The organism is Erythrobacter dokdonensis DSW-74 (assembly GCF_001677335.1).
GTDB classification, from domain to species: domain Bacteria; phylum Pseudomonadota; class Alphaproteobacteria; order Sphingomonadales; family Sphingomonadaceae; genus Erythrobacter; species Erythrobacter dokdonensis.
Map to the genome: position 1 here is coordinate 93797 of NZ_LZYB01000002.1, position 14703 is coordinate 108499.

At 63.9% G+C, this 14703-nt stretch carries 11 protein-coding genes; 5 read left to right on the forward strand and 6 right to left on the reverse strand.

Annotated features, from left to right (window positions below; all coding sequences use genetic code 11):
- The first annotated feature begins 9 nt into the window (after nt 1-9).
- The gene (locus tag I603_RS04400) at nt 10-615 is read left to right on the forward strand and encodes a DUF938 domain-containing protein (protein ID WP_232305248.1); all 606 of its coding nucleotides are present in this window, start codon (nt 10-12) and stop codon (nt 613-615) included.
- On the opposite strand, the gene I603_RS04405 is transcribed toward I603_RS04400, so the two are convergent.
- Complete coding sequence (locus I603_RS04405; protein WP_068862633.1) at nt 612-743, reverse strand: Entericidin EcnA/B family protein; 132 nt, start codon at nt 741-743, stop codon at nt 612-614. The genes I603_RS04400 and I603_RS04405 overlap by 4 nt on opposite strands.
- 46 nt (nt 744-789) lie before the next feature.
- Nucleotides 790-1713, reverse strand: coding sequence for a DMT family transporter (locus I603_RS04410; RefSeq protein ID WP_068862634.1), 924 nt, complete (start codon nt 1711-1713; stop codon nt 790-792).
- A gap of 65 nt (nt 1714-1778) precedes the next feature.
- Here I603_RS04410 and I603_RS04415 point away from each other — a divergent pair, with 65 nt between their 5' ends.
- A complete protein-coding gene (locus I603_RS04415; protein WP_068862635.1) occupies nt 1779-2021 on the forward strand; it encodes a hypothetical protein in 243 nt (80 codons plus the stop codon).
- A 115-nt stretch (nt 2022-2136) separates the two neighbouring features.
- On the opposite strand, the gene I603_RS04420 is transcribed toward I603_RS04415, so the two are convergent.
- Nucleotides 2137-3672 (reverse strand): CpaF family protein, encoded by a 1536-nt coding sequence (locus I603_RS04420; protein WP_068862636.1) that lies wholly within the window; start codon nt 3670-3672, stop codon nt 2137-2139.
- Nucleotides 3673-3901: 229 nt separating this feature from the next.
- On the opposite strand from I603_RS04420, the gene glmS reads away from it, so the two are divergent.
- Both glmS and I603_RS04430 read left to right on the forward strand, forming a co-directional pair.
- Entirely contained in the window at nt 3902-5737 is a 1836-nt protein-coding gene (gene glmS, locus I603_RS04425) for a glutamine--fructose-6-phosphate transaminase (isomerizing) (protein ID WP_068862637.1), read from the forward strand.
- A 99-nt stretch (nt 5738-5836) separates the two neighbouring features.
- A complete protein-coding gene (locus I603_RS04430) occupies nt 5837-8194 on the forward strand; it encodes a putative bifunctional diguanylate cyclase/phosphodiesterase (RefSeq protein WP_068862638.1) in 2358 nt (785 codons plus the stop codon).
- Nucleotides 8195-8197: 3 nt separating this feature from the next.
- Here the strand turns inward: I603_RS04430 and purQ are convergent, their stop codons facing one another.
- Nucleotides 8198-8887 (reverse strand): phosphoribosylformylglycinamidine synthase subunit PurQ, encoded by a 690-nt coding sequence (gene purQ / locus I603_RS04435; RefSeq protein WP_068862639.1) that lies wholly within the window; start codon nt 8885-8887, stop codon nt 8198-8200.
- Nucleotides 8887-9138 carry a phosphoribosylformylglycinamidine synthase subunit PurS gene (purS, locus tag I603_RS04440; RefSeq protein ID WP_068862640.1) on the reverse strand — a complete coding sequence of 84 codons (252 nt, stop codon included), beginning with the start codon at nt 9136-9138 and terminating at the stop codon, nt 8887-8889. The genes purQ and purS overlap by 1 nt, the downstream gene beginning before the upstream one ends.
- A 312-nt stretch (nt 9139-9450) precedes the next feature.
- Here purS and I603_RS04445 point away from each other — a divergent pair, with 312 nt between their 5' ends.
- Entirely contained in the window at nt 9451-11673 is a 2223-nt protein-coding gene (locus tag I603_RS04445; RefSeq protein ID WP_068862641.1) for a TonB-dependent receptor, read from the forward strand.
- 90 nt (nt 11674-11763) lie between these two features.
- Here I603_RS04445 and I603_RS04450 read toward each other — a convergent pair whose 3' ends face one another.
- Nucleotides 11764-14631, reverse strand: a complete 2868-nt coding sequence (locus I603_RS04450; RefSeq protein WP_068862642.1) for a M16 family metallopeptidase — start codon at nt 14629-14631, stop codon at nt 11764-11766.
- Nucleotides 14632-14703 lie beyond the last annotated feature (72 nt).

A 14703-nucleotide genomic window follows, 5' to 3' on the forward strand; every position in this document is an offset into this window, starting at 1 on the left:
GAGGCTATCGTGAGCGCGAAGCAGCACGCGCCTGCCACCATGCGCAACCGCGAGCCGATTGCCGCGATCCTGTCGCGCGAGCTTCCGGCCAGCGCCCAGGTGCTCGAGATCGCGGCAGGGACGGGCGAGCACGCGGTGTTCTTTGCCGGGGCCTTTCCTGCGCTGGCCTGGCAGCCAACCGATCCTTCCGCCGAGGCGCTCGCCTCGATTGCGGCCTATCGCGACGACTACCCGGGCAGCAATCTTGCCGCGCCGCTGATGCTCGATGCTGCTGCGCCCGATACGTGGCCGGTGGACGAGGCCGATGCCATCGTGTGCATCAACATGGTGCATATCAGCCCTTGGGAGGCGACGCTTGGCCTGTTCGCGGGCGCGGCGCGGGTGCTTGCCGCAAGCAAGGGTCCGCTGGTCCTCTATGGCCCCTATATCGAGCAGGGGGTGGAGACCGTCCCCTCGAACCTCGATTTCGACGCCAGCCTGAAAGCCCGCAACCCGCTCTGGGGACTGCGCGAGACCGAAGCGCTCGACCAACTCGCCGCGCAGCACAACATGGCCCGCAGCGCGCGTTATGCACTGCCGGCCAATAATATAGTCCTCGTCTACAGAGCTGCTTAGTCGATCGCGCGCTTGCCGGCGCGGCCGACCGACTTGATGTCGTCGCCCAGCCCGTCGACGGTGTTGCAGGCGGTTGCGGTAAGTCCCAGCGCGGCGAGCGCGATGGCAAAGATGGTCTTGCGAATCATGAGGCAAATCCTTTCGTCGAATCCTTCAACGCACGAAACTGGATAATTATTCCTGACCAGCACGTGAAGCGGCCGTGCGTTCCCTGGCGAGTTGGCGTTCGCGCCATGCGATCAGCACGCCCGCACCGATGATCAAGGGCGCACCGAGCCAGAGGCTGGCGGGCGCTGCCCGGTCGAAAATGTAGTAGCCATAAAAGCTCGCCCATAGCAGGGCGGTGTAGTCCATCAGCAGGATGACCGCCGCCGAGCCGAAGCGTAGCGAGGTGGTTAGCAGCATCTGCGCCACTGCGCCGATCAGCGCCATGGCGATGATTATGCCCCAGGTCTCGGGATCATGCGCCGTGATGACGAAGGGCAGTGCAAGCGCGGCGACGGGCGCGCTGAGAGCGGCAAACCAGAAGACGATGCTCCAAGGGTTTTCGGTGGTGTTGAGATCCTGGATCTGGAAGCTGATCAGCGCGACCATGAAGGGCGCGACGAGGCCGACGATTACTCCGGTCACTGTCACCCCCTCGTGCAAGGCCCCGAAGGGTTGCATGACAACCAGCACGCCCGCAAAGCCGATGCCGACCGCCGCCCAACGATAGGGACCGATCTTTTCGCTGAACAATGCAAGCGCGATCAGCACTGCAAAGATCGGCGCCGTAAAGGACAGGGTGGTCGCCTCGGCCAGAGGCAGCAGCAGCACCGCGCCATAGGTGAAGATCATGCCCAGAAGGCCCGTCGCCGCGCGCCGCGCATGGGCACCGAGCCGCCGGGTGCGCAGCATGGCAAGACGGCCGGTAAGTGCAAGTCCTGCCGCCAGCAGCATGGCTGTCAGCAATTGCCGCCAGAAGATCAGCTCGACCAGATGGGCGCCGCGTGTTCCCGCCAGCTTGACCAGCATCGCCATGGTTGCCAGCGCCGCTGCCGTAAGCAGGCGAATGCCGAGCGCGAGCAGCGGGCGGGGGCGGGCGATCGAGCCATCCATCGCCGTGTCGCTTGGCCGAGGGCCGAGGATTGCGCAAGCGCACTGAGCGCCTAAATGGACAGCCGATGGACCTTATCGCCCGCTTCGAATTGCTCAGCGACGCCGCGCAGCTTGCCGTGACCGGTATGCTGTTCTGGGTGTTCGCGGGTTTTGCCGGGATGATGGAGCGTCGCCGGATGAAGAGCCGCGATGTCGCCCGGCTCGAAAAGGTCGGCTGGGTGCCGTGGCTGGGCCTGTTCATGGGCGCGGCAATCATCGGCGGCGGCTGCCTCGCGATGAGCCTGCCGGTGGTGCTGGGGAGTTTGTAGGGCGACCGCGCGAGCAATCGAATTCCGGCGACGCCAGGGGCGTCGCAAGGCCGACCGGCCGTCGGCCGGTTAGGCCGCAGCTATCGGGCCGGAGGGCCCGATAGCGCCTGCCTCGTCAGAGGCAGGCCTCAAGATACGCCTGGTCAAACCCGAACTGGCGCGCCTTTTCCAGCGTGTAGGGGCGCAGGCCCGACGAGCGGAATTCGCCGAGGATCTTCCCGTCCTCGCTCTCGTCGAGATATTCGAACTTGAACAGCTCCTGCGTCACGATCACGTCGCCTTCCATCCCGATCACCTCGGTGATGTTGGTGGTGCGGCGCGAGCCGTCGCGCAGACGCTTCACCTGCACGATCAGGTCGACCGACTCGGCGATCTGGCGGCTAATGGCTTCCTTGGGGATCTTGATGTCGCCCATCAGGATCATGTTTTCCATACGACCGAGGCATTCGCGCGGGCTGTTGGCGTGGAGCGTACACATCGAACCATCGTGACCGGTGTTCATCGCCGCGAGGAGGTCGAAACACTCCGCGCCGCGAATTTCGCCCAGGATGATGCGGTCAGGACGCATACGCAGGGCGTTCTTCACAAGGTCGCCGATGGTGATCGCGCCTTGGCCTTCGAGGTTCGGCGGGCGGGTTTCGAGCGGCAGCCAGTGCGGCTGCTGCAGGCGAAGTTCCGCCGCGTCTTCGATGGTCAGCACGCGCTCGCCCGGGTCAATCATCTTCGACAGGGCGTTGAGCATGGTCGTCTTACCCGAACCGGTACCGCCCGAGATGACGATGTTCATGCGGCACGCGCCCGCGATCTTGAGCGCGGTGCACATCTTGTCCGACATCGATCCGAAGTCGCGCAGCATGTCGAGCGTGATCGGCTTCTCGGAAAATTTACGAATCGAGATCGCGGTGCCGCGCAGGCTCAGCGGCGGCACGATCACGTTCACACGGGAGCCGTCCTTGAGACGGGCGTCCGCCAGCGGCGTGGTCTGGTCGACGCGGCGGCCGACCTGGTTCACGATGCGCTGCGCGATCTGGAACAGGTGCTGTTCGTCGCGGAAGCGGATCGGGGCGAGCTGCAGCTTGCCCTTCTTTTCGATGTAGGTCTGGTCCGGCCCGTTGACCATGATATCGGACACGTCGGGATCGTTGAGCAGCTCTTCCAGCGGGCCGAAGCCTAGCAGCTCGTCGATCAGCACCTTTTCCAGCGCGAACTGTTCGCGGCGGTTGAGCGTGACCTTAAGCTCGGCCAGCACTTCCATGATGATCGGGCGGAATTCCTCGGAGAGTTCCTCCTTGGAAAGCGTTGCCGCCGCTTCCGGGTCGACGCGTTCGAGCAGGCGGGGAAGCACCTGTTCCTTGATCTTGTGGACGCTGGCTTCAAAGCCGCCGACTTCGGATTCGCCCGTGTTGACCGAGGTCATCCGCTCGTTGAGACGGTCGATCGCATCAGCGCTGCTGGTGGGACGCGAGGGCGCCGGAGAAGGCACCGCCGCCGGCTTGGTATCTTCGTTCGGGATCGGAGGGAACTGTTCGCCCCCGCGCGCTCCCGGTGCCGGATTTCCGCCAGCGCCCTTCATCGGACGCGCGACCCCGAAAGCCGGCCTTCCGCCCGGTTTCAGTCCACCAGCGTTGCCCTTTTTGCCGAATGCGCTCATTCCCAGCCCCCGAGGCGTGTGATCATGTCCTGCACCTGTCCGCAAATGTTGCGAAGGCTCTCTTCCGAGAAATGGTGAATAGGCAGGAAAGCTTATTTTTTTCCTAAGGCCGGATTGCTGTGTCTGGACAGAGCCCGGCGCCGCAACGGGGCGGCTTTACGCCAGACCTTGCTCCAACGGCACGAGTGGCTAGAGCGGCTGGAACGATAGCGAAGGAACGAACCGGACAATGTGCGGAATTATCGGGATCGTGGGCAGCGCCAGCGTGGCTGATCGGCTGGTCGATGGCCTCAGGCGCATGGAGTATCGCGGCTATGACAGCGCCGGGCTCTGCACCCTTCATGAAGGCACTCTGGTGCGCCGCCGCGCGGAGGGCAAGCTTGCCAATCTGGCCCGTGTGCTCGAGGCCGATCCGGCTCCCGGCCATGTCGGTATCGCCCACACCCGCTGGGCCACGCACGGCGCCCCGACCGCTGCCAATGCCCACCCGCACGCGACCGGCGAGGTGGCGATCGTCCACAACGGCATCATCGAGAACTTCAAGGAACTGCGAGCCGAACTCGCCGCACAAGGACGCCTATTCGAAAGCGAAACCGATAGCGAGGTGGTCGCGCACCTGATCTCGGCCGAAATCGAGCGCGGGGCCGATCCTCTCGAGGCCGTGCGCGACGTGCTGCCTCGCCTGCGCGGCGCCTTCGCGCTGGCGATTGCCTTCCGCCAGCATCCCGATCTCCTCATCGGCGCGCGGCTCGGCTCGCCGCTGGTGCTGGGTTACGGGCCGGAAGGCGAGGAGCCGGAAATGTATCTGGGGTCGGACGCGCTCGCGCTCGCGCCGCTTACCCAGCGCATCACCTATCTCGAAGAGGGCGACTGGGTGGTGGTGCGCCGCGACGGCGCGCAGATCTACGATTCGGAAAACAACCCCGTCACGCGCGAAATCCGCGCCTCGGGCGCTTCGGCAGCGGCGGTGGAGAAGGGCAACTACCGCCACTTCATGCAGAAAGAGATTTACGAGCAGCCGACGGTAGTGGCGCAGACGCTCGCCTCCTATTTGCGCCGCTCGGACAATTCGGTGGCCTTGCCGCAGATGGATGTCGATCTTTCGCAGGTGCGCCGCCTGACGATCGTCGCCTGCGGCACCTCATTCTACGCGGGGATGGTGGCAAAGTACTGGTTCGAGCAGTTTGCCCGCGTGCCGGTCGACATCGATGTCGCCTCGGAATTCCGGTACCGCGAGCCGGTGCTGGAAGAGGGCGGCCTTGCGCTGTTCATTTCCCAGAGCGGCGAAACCGCCGATACGCTGGCCGCGCTCAGGCACTGCAAGGCAAACGGCCAGACCATCGCCGTGGTGGTCAATGTGCCGACCAGCACCATGGCGCGCGAGGCCGATCTGCTGTTGCCGACCCATGCCGGCCCGGAAATCGGCGTCGCCTCGACCAAAGCCTTCACCTGCCAGCTTGCAGTTCTGGCCGCGCTGGCCGCGCACATGGCGGTGAAGAAGGGGCGTCTGACCCGCGACGAGGAGTCGCTCATTGTGCGCCACCTGCTCGAAGCGCCCGCCGCGCTGAACGCCGCGCTTGACCATGATGAAGATATTGCCGCCATGGCGCCCCTTATCGCCCCGGCGCGCGATGTCCTCTATCTCGGGCGTGGGCAGGACTACCCGCTTGCGCTGGAAGGTGCGCTGAAGCTCAAGGAAATCAGCTATATTCATGCCGAGGGCTATGCCGCGGGCGAGATGAAGCACGGTCCGATCGCGCTGATTGACGAGGCCGTGCCCGTCGTTGTGATCGCGCCGTCGGGGCCGCTGTTCGAGAAGACCGTCTCGAACATGGAGGAAGTGCGCGCCCGGGGCGGGCAAGTGGTGCTGATTTCGGATGCAAAGGGGTTGGAGGCGGCAGGCGAGGGCTGCATTGCCACGATCGAGATGCCGGTGGTGCACCCCCTGATCGCGCCGCTGGTCTATGCGGTTCCGGTGCAATTGCTGGCTTACCACGTGGCTCTGGTCAAAGGTACCGACGTCGACCAGCCGCGCAATCTCGCCAAATCGGTGACCGTCGAATAGCAGCGCCGGCGCAAGGATCGGACGCGCGCCCTTGACCAGGCTGGCGAGCGAATTCTGCCAAGGCTTTACAGAGACCTAACCATTCTGCGTTAGGCTTGCATGGTGAGCAAGAACCTCGCCTCTCCTGCCACGGTGCCGGTCTCCGAATTGCCGATCTCCGATGTTCTCGGTTTGACGCGCAATCCGGCGTTCGATCCCATGCGCCTGCGCGGCGATGAATACGCCGAACTCGCCTATGCGAGCCGCAACCGGATGCTTGCCAATGCGATGGTGGCTGTCTGTACCGCTTCGCTCTTCGCGCCGCTGATTGGCTTTGGCGTCGTCGTTACCTGGACCGCTGTGCTCGCCTTCATTCTGTATCGCTCGCGCCGGACTGACCTGCTGCTTGCCAGTCCGGGTGCTGGTGTTGGCCAGGCCAGAATCGAACGGTTGCAGAACATGCATTCGATCGCCGCGGCGATGTGCTGGGTGGCTGCCTTGCTGGGATTTCCGTGGCTGGCGGACGGGGCGCAGGCGCAGACGATGCAACTCATCGTGCTGACGCTGATGATCGCTTCAACCTTCGTCTTTTCGACATCGCCCCTCAGCGTTCTGATTTATATTGGTATTCTGGGGCTTGGTGTCATCATGTCGCTGGCACTGGCGGGGCACTGGCAGGCTGTTGGCGGGGCGGTTCTGTTCACCATCGCCAGTCTGGTCGCGACGATTCAGGTGCGTACCATGTTCGTCAAGGCACGGCTGGCCGAGGCTGCGGTTGCCGAAAAGGAAGCCGTCGTCTCGCTGTTGCTGCGCGAGTTCGAGGAGAACGAGGCCGACTGGCTGTGGGAGATCGATACCGTCCGCCGTCTGCGTTCGGTCAGCCCGCGCTTTGCCTTCGCGCTCGGAAGGCCGCAGGTCGAGGTCGAGGGCATGCCCCTGCTTGAGCTGATCTCGGGTCGCAGCTGGGCAAGCGGACGGTTTCCCCAAAGTCTTCACGACCTGGCCGAGCGGCTGCGCAATCGCGAAAACTTCTCCAACCTGCTGGTGCAGGTCTCGATCCTCGGCGAGGAGCGCTGGTGGGAGCTTTCGGGGACACCGACCCGGGACGAGGATGGACGCTTCAGCGGCTTCCGCGGGGTTGGCTCTGACGTGACAGAGCAGCGCAAATCGTCGGAGAAGATCGCCTATCTGGCGCGCTACGACACGCTCACCCAGCTACCCAATCGCCTGCAACTGACCGAGGCGCTGGGCGATGCGCTGCGCTTTGCCGAACAATGGCGCAGCCGCTGCGCGCTCATGATGGTCGATCTTGATCGCTTCAAGTCGGTCAACGATTCTCTCGGCCACATGACCGGTGACAAGCTCCTTGCCCAGGTATCGGCACGGCTCAAGTCGCTGATGGGTGAAAACCAGCTGTGCGGCCGTCTTGGAGGAGACGAGTTCGCTATCGTGATCCGCGACCTCCAGAGCGCTGATGACGTGGCCGATCTCGCACGTCGCGTGATTGCGCATCTTTCGGAACCCTATCAGGTCGATCAGCATACACTTTATGTCGGAGCCAGCGTCGGTTCGGCCGTGGGGCCGCGTGACGGCAAGAGCGTCGAGGAACTGCTGCGCAATGCGGATCTCGCGCTTTATCGCGCCAAGGATGCAGGCGGTGCCGAGCATCACCGCTTCGAACCTGTGCTGCATGCCTCTGCAGAGGAACGCCGCCAGCTTGAAGTGGCGCTGCGCAAGGCGCTTGGTCGCGACGAGATGGAACTGCACTATCAGCCTGTCGTGGATTCCCGCAGCGAGGCCGTGGTCAGCTTCGAGGCGCTGCTACGCTGGAACAGCATCGATCATGGCTTTGTCAGCCCGGGCAAGTTCATCCCGCTGGCCGAAGACACCCGCCTGATCGTGCCGATCGGGCGATGGGTAATGCGCAAGGCCTGCGAGGAAGCGCGCAACTGGCCCGAACACGTCAAAGTCAACGTCAACGTCTCGCCCGAACAGCTGCTCGAACCCGGTTTCCACGAGGAAGTGGTCGAAGCGCTGGCGGCGAGCGGCTTGCGGCCCGAGCGGCTCGAAGTCGAAGTGACCGAGAGCATTTTCCTGCGCGATGCCAGTGTCGCGCGCAACGCACTGGAACAGGTCATGTCCTTGGGCTGTTCGGTGGCCCTCGACGATTTCGGGACAGGCTATTCCTCGCTCGGCTACATCCGCAAGCTGCGCTTTTCGACCATCAAGGTCGATCGCACCTTCGTGCAGGGCGCGGCGCAGGGTAGCGCGGAAAGTCTGGCGATCATCAATGCGGTGGTGGCGATGGCCAAGAGCCTTGATATGGCGACCACCGCCGAAGGGGTAGAGACTGCCGAGGAGGCCGAGCTGATCCGGAACCTCGGCTGCGACAAGATCCAAGGCTATTACTTCGGGCGCCCGATGGCGAGCCAGGATGCACAGCGGCTGTTCAGCAACCCGAGCAAGCTGCGCGCCTGAGCGTCAGGCGCTGGCCAGCGCCGCCAGAATGTTTTCGAACAGGCGGCGTCCGTCGGCTCCGCCCAGTTCGCTCACCGCCGCCGGTTCGATCGCCCGTTCGGGATGGGGCATCATGCCCAGCACACGGCCATTTGCGCTAAGCACGCCGGCAATGTCGCGCGCCGAGCCGTTGCAGGCTTCCGCATAGCGGAAAGCGATGAGGCCTTCGCCCTCGAGCCGGTCGAGTGTGTCGTTATCAGCGAAGAAGTTGCCGTCATGATGGGCGACCGGGATGCGCAGGCTCTCGCCGGGCGTGAAGCCGGAAGTGAACAGCGAGTTTGTGTTCTCAACGGTTAGCGCGACCGTGCGGCAGATGAAGCGCTGTCCGGCATTGCGCATCAGGGCGCCGGGCAGCAGCCGGGCCTCGGTCAGCACCTGGAACCCGTTACATACGCCGAGCACCGGCACGCCACGTTCCGCCGCCGCGACCACTGCACGCATGATCGGGCTCATCGCCGCCATCGCGCCAGAGCGAAGATAATCGCCGTAGGAAAAGCCGCCAGGCAGGGCAATCAGGTCAAGACCGGCGGGCAAATCGGCATCGCCGTGCCAGATGCGCAATGCCGGTTGCCCCGATACCGCCTCGAGCGCTACCGCCATGTCGCGATCGCAGTTGGATCCCGGAAAGGTGATAACGCCCGCGCGAAAGGCCATTACCTGCCTCCTTCTGCCGAGCCAGGCGTTTCGATCGTGAAGTTCTCGATCACGGTATTGGCAAGCAGTTTCTCGCACATTTCGGTCAGCGTCGCCGGATCGGTATCGTCAGCGACTTCGAGCTCTATCAGCCGCCCGACGCGGACATCACTGACCCCTGCAAAGCCGAGTCCGTCAAGCGCATGGTGGACGGCGCGGCCCTGCGGATCGAGCACGCCGGGCTTCAGTCGGACTAGGACTCGGACTTTCATCAATCGGGACTCCTTGGGCAGGGCGGCCGGGGGTTGGCGTCGCTATAGCGACCGCGCGCGGTGGTGCAACGCCTGCGCGACGGTTTGTTCACCACCCGCCCGCCGATAGCCGGGACGCGCATTTTTGTCACAATGATGTCGTGAGATGGCAACTTTTGTAACCCTGATGCAACAACTGCAAACTTAGTGCAGTCAAACGCCCCATTTCCCGCTCGAATCATGCGCGGCAACCTCGCCCGAATCGCCGGAACCTGTCAGCGCGGGCAGCGCATTCCCGTGATCCATCCGTCCAATCCGAAAGGCCATTGCGCGATGTCCCAAAACCTCTCTTCCGTACGCTCCGCCTGGTTCGCTTCGACCATTCTGGCCGCTGCATCCTTCTCGCTCGCCACTCCTGCCGCCGCACAGGACAGCGAGGTCTCCAGTGACGATGAAGGCCAGCTTGCCGCCATTATCGTCACCGCCAACAGGCGGCAAGAAAACCTGCAGGACGTCGCCGTTTCTGCCGAAATCCTCGATCAGGACCGCATCGACACGATCTTCAGCGCGGGCGGCGATGTGACCGCGCTTGCCGGTTCTGTGCCCGGGCTGAATATCGAAAGCTCAAACGGACGCGTCGCGCCGCGCTTCTACATCCGCGGTCTCGGCAACACCGATTTCGATCTCGCCGCGTCCCAGCCTGTGTCGGTGTTGCTCGACGAGGTGGTGCTCGAGAATGTTACGCTCAAGAGCTTCCCGATCTTCGATGTCGAGCGTATCGAGGTGCTGCGCGGGCCGCAGGGCACGCTGTTCGGACGCAACACGCCGGCCGGCATCGTCAAGGTTGACTCCATCAAGCCGGGTTTCGAGCGCGATATTCGCGCCTCGCTCAGCTACGGCTCGTTCGACACGGTCTCGCTGAACGCTGCGGTCGGCGACGGGCTGATCGAAGACGTGCTCGCCTTTCGTATCGCCATCCAGTCCCAGAGCAGGAGCGACTGGATCGACAATGGCTTCACGGGCGAAAATAATGCGCTGGGCGGCTTCAGCGATTTCGCGATCCGCGGTCAGCTGCTGTTCACCCCGACCGACCGGTTCAGCATGAACGCGGCGTTGAACTACCGCGATCTCGACGGATCTTCGACCTTCTTCCGCGCCAACGTCCTTGGGCCGGGCAACAACAAGCTCAATGCCAATTATGATCGCGATACGGTGTTCTACGATGCAGGCGGCGGCAACCGGGCCGAATATGAGCAGCTCGGCGCGACCCTGACCACGTCCTACGAATTCGATTTCGCCACCCTGACCTCGATCGGCAGCTACTGGACGAGCAAGGGCTTCAGTCGCGGTGATATCGACGGTGGCAATCTTGTGACCGGTCCGGGTTTCATTCCGTTCCCCTCGGACACGCAGGATTCGATTGACCTTGAACAGTACACGCAGGAAATCCGCCTTGCCTCGAACGGCGACGGGCCGCTTTCCTGGCAGGTCGGCGGCTTCTACTTCGAGAGCGATTTCGATGTTACCACCGTCGGTTTCGACTTCCCGCCGCCGGTCACCGTCAACCACACCAACGAGGCGTGGGCGCTGTTCGGCCAGCTGTCCTACGAGCTGACCGATACCGTCAGGGTCACCGGCGGCTTGCGCTACACCGACGATGAAAAGGACTTCTTCGTGCGTTCGGGAGCCGCGCCCCAGCCGGTGAGCGTCGGGGATGACCAGTTCGACTGGGATATCGCGGTATTTGCCGATGTGTCGGATGATGCCAGTGTCTATGCCAAGGTCGCCAATTCCTTCCGCGGACCGACCATCCAGGGCCGCGACGTGGCCTTCTTCAACCCGCCTTCCGTGGCGCAATCGGAAAATATCACTTCGTATGAAGCCGGCTTCAAGGCCGAGCTGGCCGATCGCCGGGTGCGGCTCAACGGTGCCGTGTTCTACTACACGGTCGAGAACCCGCAGTTCACCGCGGTTGGCGGAACGGGCAACCTTGTGCAGCTCATCAACGCCAACAAGGGCGAGGCCTATGGCTTCGAACTCGATTCTGCATTCCAGATTACGCCCAATTTTCTCGTGACGCTCGGCGTTGCCTACAACAACACCGAGATCAAGGACCGGACACTCGAAGTCGGCACCTGTGCGCAGTGCACCGTCACCGATCCCACCCGCACGGTGCAGGGCGCCTTCGGCCCGGTCACCTTCGCTGCGATCGACGGCAATCCCTTCCCCAATGCGCCCGAGTGGAGCGGCGACCTCACCGCACGCTACAGCATCCCGGTGGGCAAGAGCGGCGAGTTCTTCATCTTCACCGACTGGATTTACCTCGGCGAGACCAACTTCCTGCTTTACGAGAGCCGCGAGTTCAACGCGGGCAGTCGCTTTGAAGGCGGCCTGCGCGTCGGCTATGTGGGCAATAATGGCGAGTGGGAAATCGCTGCCTTCGCACGCAACATTACCGGCGAGGACAATGTGCTCGGCGTCGTCGACTTCAACAACAATACCGCGTTCGTCAACGAGCCGCGCGTGATCGGTGTCTCGTTCGGGGTGAATTACTGATCGTTCTTCGCCTCTCTGGCGCAGGGTTTTCTGCAATCGAAGAGGCCGGCCGGGACAATCCGGCCGGCCTTTTTGTCTGGCAAGACAAGCCTATCGAACGCCGCTTTCCTCCGGCACCACGGCAACTTCGACAGCGCCACCCTGTGCCAGCCAGCGCGCGGCGGTTGCCTGCAATTCTTCCGGCGTGATCGCGCGGATCATGTCGGGCGCTGCAAACCAGCGGTCGAGCCGTTCGGGATCGCTCTGCGACCGTGCGGCAAGGTTGATCCAGCCGCCCAGATCCTTGAGCGCATTATCATAGTTTTCCAGCAGCGGACGGCGTGCGCGTTCGATGATGTCCTCGCTCGGCGGCGCGTCCCGCAATTGCGTCAGCACCTCCCCGACCGCCGCTCGGGTCTCGTCGATCTGACTGACATCCACCGAAACCGCGAGGCTGAAGCTGCCGTAATCGCGGTAGATCCTGCTATTCGAAGATCCGGTCGAAGGTGAATAGGCCTGCCCCAACTCCTCGCGCAGCTTTTCGGTGAGCGCGATACGCAAGATGCGGGCCAGCAGATCGAGCCGCAGGGTATTGCCCAGATCGCTATCGTCGGTGGTTGGCCAGGTCCATTGCAGCAGCGCCTGGTCGGCCTCGCCCTTATGGGTCAGCACGCGCGGGCCGCGGGTGGCGGTGAAACTGCGGGTGCGGGCGTCCTCGCGGCGTTTGAACTCGGCCTCCCGGTCAGGCAGCGCGCCGAAAGTGGCGGCAACCGCGGCAATGGCCTCGGCCTCGTCCAAATCGCCAACCAGCGCGATCTCGATCGCGCCGCGGGCCAGTCGGTCGCCGATGGCAGCTTGCAATTGCGCGTATTCGAGCGCGAGGAATGCCTCTTTGGACTGGAGCGTGAAGCGCGGGTCGTTATCGGACAGGATCCCGCCCAGCGCCGTTCCCAGAGCGCGGCCCGGGGTTGCATCAAGCGTGGCGAAGTAGTTCTCGATCCCCTTGCGGAAGCGCTCCTCACCCTCGCGGCGATAGCCCGGGTCCGTCAGCAGCGCGGCGAGCACCTGTAATTGGAGGGCGAGGTCGCGCCGGGTCGTATTGCCCGAACTGGCAAAGGTATCCGCGCCGCTACCGAGGGAAAGGCCGACACTGCGCCCGGCCAGCACGCTCGAAAGGTCATCCTGGCTATGCTTGCCGAGCCCGCCCAGGGCCAGTGCATCGGTGAGCGCGACCTTGAGCGGATCTTCGCGTGTATTCATCAGATCGCCGCCGTCGACCGAAAGGGCGAAGGCAATCCGGTCTTCGCGGATGGTGGTCTGCTTCAGCGTCAGCCGCACCCCGTTGGCGAAGCGAATGAAGCGCAGGCCGAGCCGGGGTTCGACTGTGTCCGAAACGACCTGCCCCGGTGTGCCGAAGTCCTGATAGGCGAATTCCAGCGGGCCATTTTCCTCGGGCGGGGCGATTTCCAGCGCCATGGCCCGATCAAAGACGTCGCGCAGCGCCGTCTCGCCGCCTTCCGGCGCAGAGCGGCCTTCAAACCGGATCAGCGGATCTTCAAGCGGTGCGGCATGGGCCTTGACTGCTTGCCAGACGGCATCGGGCGTAAGGGTCCGGGCAAGCTCCTCGAACCGGGCGAGCTGCCATTCGGGCGTTGCGGGCACGCGCTCGTCGCTCGCCAGCGCAGCGCCCACGAACACAGAATGGCTGCGGGTGTCGGCACCCTTGACCGCGTTCTCGTAGGCCGTGCGCAGATTGGCGAGTTGTTCGTCAAGCTCGGCCTGCGTGAATCCGAAGCTCAGCGCCTGATTGACCTCGCGCACGGCGGCCAGCACGCCCTTTTCCCATTCTCCATCCGCACTGCTTATGGTGAGGCTGGTGATGCGTGCATCCTCGAACACCTCGCCGGTGCCGAAGCTGGCGCCGCGAAAGGGTGCATCCTCGCTCCGGGCGAGGCTGGCGAGGCGCCGGTTGATGATGCCGTAGCCGATCCGGCGCGCCAGGGCCGCATCGCGGTTGGCAACGGTATCGGGCTCGTCGTGCCACGGTGCCAGGCGAGACAATGTGATCTCCTCCGCCAGCGCCGGATCGAGATGGATGTCGGTCAGCCCCTTGCGGGTGATGTCGATCGGACCGGCCTCAGGCTCGCGAGGGACCGGACCGGCGGCCCAGTCGGCAAAGCGGGCGCGGATCGCATCCTCGACCTGTTCGACCGGATAATCGCCGATTACCACCAGCACCGTATTGGCCGGGGTGTAGGTGCGCTCGTAAAGCGCCCGGATCTGTGCGGCGGTGGCGTTCTCGAGCACCTCGAGCGTGCCGATCGGCAAGCGCTCGCCATAGCGCGCGCCGGGTGCGATGAAGGCCACATTGTCCTCGAAATTGCGCTGCTGGAAGCCCGCCCGATCGCGCCGTTCGGCCAGGATCACGCCGCGTTCGCGCGCTACGGCTTCTTCCGCAATTGTAAGTTCGCTGGCGGTCTCGCGCATCAGCATCAGCGCTGTCTCCAGCAGGGCGGCATCATTGCGCGGAAGGTTGAGCATGTAGGTAATGCTCTCGAAGCCGGTCGAGGCATTGGTATCTGCGCCGAACGCCAGACCTTCACGCTCGAGCAATTTCACCATCTCGCCTTCGGGAATGCCCTTCGAGCCGTTGAAGGCCATGTGTTCGAGATAATGGGACAGCCCGCGCTCACTGTCATTTTCCTCGAGCGAACCTGAATCGATCCGCATCCGCACCAGCGCGGTACCCTGCGGCGTGGCATTGCGCCTGATGACATAGCGCATCCCATTGCCGAGCCGCCCGAACACATAGGCGGGATCGACCGGGACATCGCTTTGCTCGAAGGCCCAGACCGGATCGCCTGCTTGGTCGGCCGTCGCTGCGATGGGCGCATCTTGCGCGGTAAGCGCGGTGGCGAGGGCAAGCGGGGAGAGCGCCAGCAGAAGGCCGGCGCCGATAGTGCGGTAAAGCGGGGTCATCAGGGGAAGGGCACCTGTGGCAATCGCAATGGAATGCGCGAGACTAGCGCCAAACCGACGCGTGTCAGCCCC